The organism is Dolichospermum sp. LEGE 00246, assembly GCF_015207865.1.
GTDB classification, from domain to species: domain Bacteria; phylum Cyanobacteriota; class Cyanobacteriia; order Cyanobacteriales; family Nostocaceae; genus Dolichospermum; species Dolichospermum heterosporum.
Genome location: NZ_JADEWA010000479.1, coordinates 1 through 4,114, shown reverse-complemented (window position 1 = coordinate 4,114; position 4,114 = coordinate 1). Strand labels below are relative to the sequence as shown.

General features: G+C 39.4%; 4 protein-coding genes. 3 read left to right on the top strand and 1 reads right to left on the bottom strand.

The window, feature by feature from the left end:
- Positions 1–122: 122 nt before the first annotated feature.
- Entirely contained in the window at positions 123–1,481 is a 1,359-nt protein-coding gene (locus IQ228_RS22545; protein ID WP_193964513.1) for a hypothetical protein, read from the bottom strand.
- 439 nt (positions 1,482–1,920) lie between these two features.
- Here IQ228_RS22545 and IQ228_RS22540 point away from each other — a divergent pair, with 439 nt between their 5' ends.
- From IQ228_RS22540 to IQ228_RS22530, 3 genes are all read left to right on the top strand, one after another.
- Positions 1,921–2,358: a hypothetical protein gene (locus IQ228_RS22540; protein WP_193964510.1), complete on the top strand. Its 438-nt coding sequence runs from the start codon at positions 1,921–1,923 to the stop codon at positions 2,356–2,358.
- A gap of 381 nt (positions 2,359–2,739) precedes the next feature.
- The gene (locus IQ228_RS22535; RefSeq protein ID WP_027401043.1) at positions 2,740–3,351 is read left to right on the top strand and encodes a peroxiredoxin; all 612 of its coding nucleotides are present in this window, start codon (positions 2,740–2,742) and stop codon (positions 3,349–3,351) included.
- A gap of 44 nt (positions 3,352–3,395) precedes the next feature.
- A complete protein-coding gene (locus IQ228_RS22530; RefSeq protein WP_053539503.1) occupies positions 3,396–3,932 on the top strand; it encodes a peroxiredoxin in 537 nt (178 codons plus the stop codon).
- The last annotated feature ends 182 nt before the right edge of the window (positions 3,933–4,114 follow it).

Below are 4,114 nucleotides of genomic sequence, written 5' to 3'. Positions count from 1 at the left end.
TGTGTATAAGAGACAGCCCCCAACCCCTGCTTGCCCTCACCCGTCATTTTCGGGTTGACAGACTACTAGGGTGTGTAAAGCATAGAACGACAGGGTAACGCACCAAATCTTTGATCATGGTGCTAAGGATTTTTTCTTTGTTCCTTGATTTGGCGTAGGGTTTGAATAAGTTTTTTACTAGATTCAGTAGAGACAGCGGGAGCATTACTATTGGGTGTTGCTGACGTGATAGAACCAAGATCATTTACTGGTGGAGTCTCAGGGGGTAATTTTTGAGAGTTGGGAGTTACTGAAGGTTTGATTTGAGGTTCAAATACCTTTTCTGTATTTGAAGTTGCGGGAGGTTGAATCTTAGAACTTACGCCTGTAGCATTGGGATTATTTTGGAACTTCAGTTGGAAAGGATAAGAACTAATTAACTGCTTATCAGCTTGAGGTGGATTGGCGATGAAAAATTCTCTAACCTTAGATTGTAGCTGCGGCGATTCTGCTCCTGCTTGGAACTTAATATCTAAGACCTTACCATCTGCATCTACAACTAATCTACCCACAACTGTTCCTTCCATCTCAGGTGTATCTGTAGAGATGGTTTCACGAATTACCCCTTTCTCTTTTACATTGGGGTATTCTTGGCGAATATTTTGTCTAAGAGTATTGTAAGAATTCAGTTTAGCCAGTAATTGTTCCGTTCGCTTACCTTTTGATGCAGATTCATTTGTGATGATTGCTGGTGATTTTCCCTGAGAATTATCTGTTAAAGCCAATTTTTCCCCATACTGAGGGACTTTAATGGCATTATTTCCTGATTCCACTGTTTGTGGTGCTGAAATACCCGCTGCTGTTGTACTGCCAATATCAATGGCTTCAGCAGATGGATTATTTAGTGGTTCTCCTGGTATTTCATTACTTTGTCGCAGTTCTGGCAACTTATTAATACCTAGAGGTGCAGTTTCTCGTATTTGCTGATCTAAATTATTGACAAAAGGAGAGGTCGAAGCAGTTGGGGGGTTATATGTACTTCTGGCTGGCAATCTAGACATTGCTATTTGTAAATCATTGCGAGTCAATCTTTCAATAGATTGCCTACTGGGTAGATAAGACAGGTTCAAGTTGGTTGGCGAACTCGGAATAGCTGGTAATACCGACTGACTAGATAATTCCGGTTGTAAAGCGGGATAGCTAGTTAATGGACTACTCAAATTAATACCTGGTAGTTGTTGCTGTAGGGGTAATTGGGGTTGCTGTAAAGCTACCTGGGATGTGCTAGGAGGTTGTGGTAATCGGCTTTGATCAGCCGCGCTCAATTCTATTAATCCGACTGCTTTGGGTGAGTCAGTTTTAGAAGAGTGATTAGAGTTAACTGGCATTAATGGCACAATCAAGGCAATAGCACCGTGGATACCAAGGGAGGCTATGGCGGCTATTCCCGTTGGTTGTCCGAATATTTCTGGTATGTTTTTTAGGAGAGATACGTAAGACATACTGTTATGGTTGATTCTGATCAGTGAAAGTTGAATAGAAATTTTATCAACAAAGAATTCAGGGGTTATCCCAATCGTGAAGTTAATATCCCACAGTATCATCTACTGAGAGACGGGGGAATAATGATACTCAAGGTAAAATTGATTAACTCCTGAAATCGGTGTCTTCTGAACTATTTTTTATTTTTTAGACTATTTTGCCATTGCCAAGACGCATCTTATTCCCATACATAATAACTTCTCCAGGGGATAAGTTCAACAGGGGAATTAATAATATCTTCAGTTTTTATGTTTGGGAACTGGGAACAGGGAAATTAATTGGTAATATCAAGTCTGGAAATTGAGTCTTCCCTGTTCCCTGAATCGAGGAATGAATTTAATTTTATCCAACTACTTATAGAATAATAAGTCAAGCAATTTGATACGTAGGAGTATTAAAATGGGACTGAGTGAAGAAATAATGAATTCTAGTCATAAGGACTTAATTGTCCAAGACTGCTGCACCATGATAGACCTACAACTAGCATCTAAGTCAGGCATGAGTGGCATAGCCCTAAAAGCCGCCTTTGCTGCACTGAAGGGAATTCAACCGGGTTATATCCCCAATGTTATTGAGTCCCTCCTCCCAGTTTGCTTAACTGCAATTGATCCCATCTGGAGTGAAGGAGTGCAACATGGTGAACCAGTAAAATACCTCACAGCAAATAGTGATCGCACTGCAAATGCGCTATTGAGCGTAACCGATGCCAGGGTTAAAAATACGAAACGCCAACTTGTGCGAGGAACTTACGAAAAATTCCGTAATTCCGCAGAAAAGCACGTACAAGAAGCAGTACCAGATTTAGCTCAAGTGATTGGTAAGTATGCGAATAATTAGGATTTGCTGACAAAGTTGTCTGTGAAGGCAGGGAACAGGGAACAGGGAACAGGGAACAGTTTCAACGATCTGGATATCCTCAATTTTCCCAGTCCGACCAGGAAAAATGCACCTATTTTGAGACACCATCAGCCAAAACCTTGCGCTTTTTTGTGATAAAAATCAGCAAAACCTTTATTAATAAACGGTTTTAGCTTTATTCAGCAAGCCCTAATTAGGGTTTGCACCAAAAATAGAAGTTAGTCTTTCGGTCTTGGGATGCGCTTCCACGTAGGCTACGGGAGCGCATATCCCTAAAAGCCAACTTGCAGATATCCTGCTTCATGATATAATTTATTATTGATGATATTGAGTTAAAAAGTCCCTAATTCAGCCGAAAATATGACACTTGCCTATAGAACAGAGGGATGTCTCCGTATTGGTCAACAAGCTCCCGACTTTACAGCAACAAGCGTAGTAGATCAAGAGTTTAAGTCAATTAAATTGTCTGATTATCGTGGTAGATATGTTCTTCTGTTGTTCTATCCCTTAGATTTTACCTTTGTTTGTCCAACTGAAGTAACAGCATTTAGCGATCGCTACCCAGAATTTAGCCAACTAAATACAGAAATCTTGGGTATTTCCGTTGATAGTGAATTTTCCCACCTCGCTTGGATTCAAACAGATCGTAAATCTGGTGGAGTCGGTGATATAAATTATCCCCTAGTTTCCGACATCAAAAAAGAAATTAGTGCCGCTTACAACGTTCTTGACCCAAACGCTGGTATTGCTTTGCGGGGTTTATTCATCGTAGACAAAGATGGTATTCTGCAACACTCCACTATTAATAACTTAGCATTTGGTCGCAATGTGGATGAAGCCCTGCGAACATTACAAGCAATTCAGCACGTTCAGTCCCATATTGATGAAGTTTGTCCTGTTAATTGGCAACCTGGAGACAAAACCATGAATCCTGATCCGGTGAAGTCTAAAATTTACTTTGCTGATATTTAGAGAATGGGAAATTTGGTAATTAAACTTCTAATTTTGAATTTTTTATGCTGACTTCAACTGATTTTACTGGCTTATTTAATGAGCGATTTTTCCATAATTTCCTACCCATACCAGCGCTAGATAATTTTAGATTGGGTGTAGGCACACCAGATTTTAAACTATCAGATATTACCAATAATGCTGTAGTTAAGCTATCTGATTTTCGCGGTAAACAACCTGTAATAATTGCCTTTACCAGAATATTTACCGAAAAGCAATATTGTCCATTTTGTTATCCCCATATTCAAGCTTTAAATGAGAACTATGAACAGTTTAAAAATCGGGGAATTGAAATTTTATTAATTACCAGCACCGACAAAAAGCAAAGTCAAATAATAGTTCAAGACTTGGGCTTAAAAATGCCATTATTAAGTGATTCCAGTTGCCATACATTTCGTACTTATAAAACTGGACAAGCATTAGGAGCGCCCTTACCAGCACAATTTGTATTAGATAAAGATGGCAAACTGCTCTACAGACATTTATTTTCTTTTTTAGATCATAATGCTAGTATAGAGACACTTTTGGAAAAATATAATTGAATAGAACGCAGTTTAAGAGGGTGTTTGAAAAGTTTTTAATGTATAAACAGACCCCTCTCCAAACCTCTCCCCGAAGCGGGGAGAGGCTTTGAAAACCCCCTTCCCTCGTAGGGAAGGGGGCAGGGGGGTTAGGTTTTTGGAGATTATCGGTTTCATCTAATACTTTTAAAACATCCTCTAAG

Coding starts and splice junctions, on each gene's coding strand:
- IQ228_RS22545 (WP_193964513.1), bottom strand. CDS start 1,481: ATGTCTTACGTATCTCTCCTAAAAAACATACCAGAAATATTCGGACAA.
- IQ228_RS22540 (WP_193964510.1), top strand. CDS start 1,921: ATGGGACTGAGTGAAGAAATAATGAATTCTAGTCATAAGGACTTAATT.
- IQ228_RS22535 (WP_027401043.1), top strand. CDS start 2,740: ATGACACTTGCCTATAGAACAGAGGGATGTCTCCGTATTGGTCAACAA.
- IQ228_RS22530 (WP_053539503.1), top strand. CDS start 3,396: ATGCTGACTTCAACTGATTTTACTGGCTTATTTAATGAGCGATTTTTC.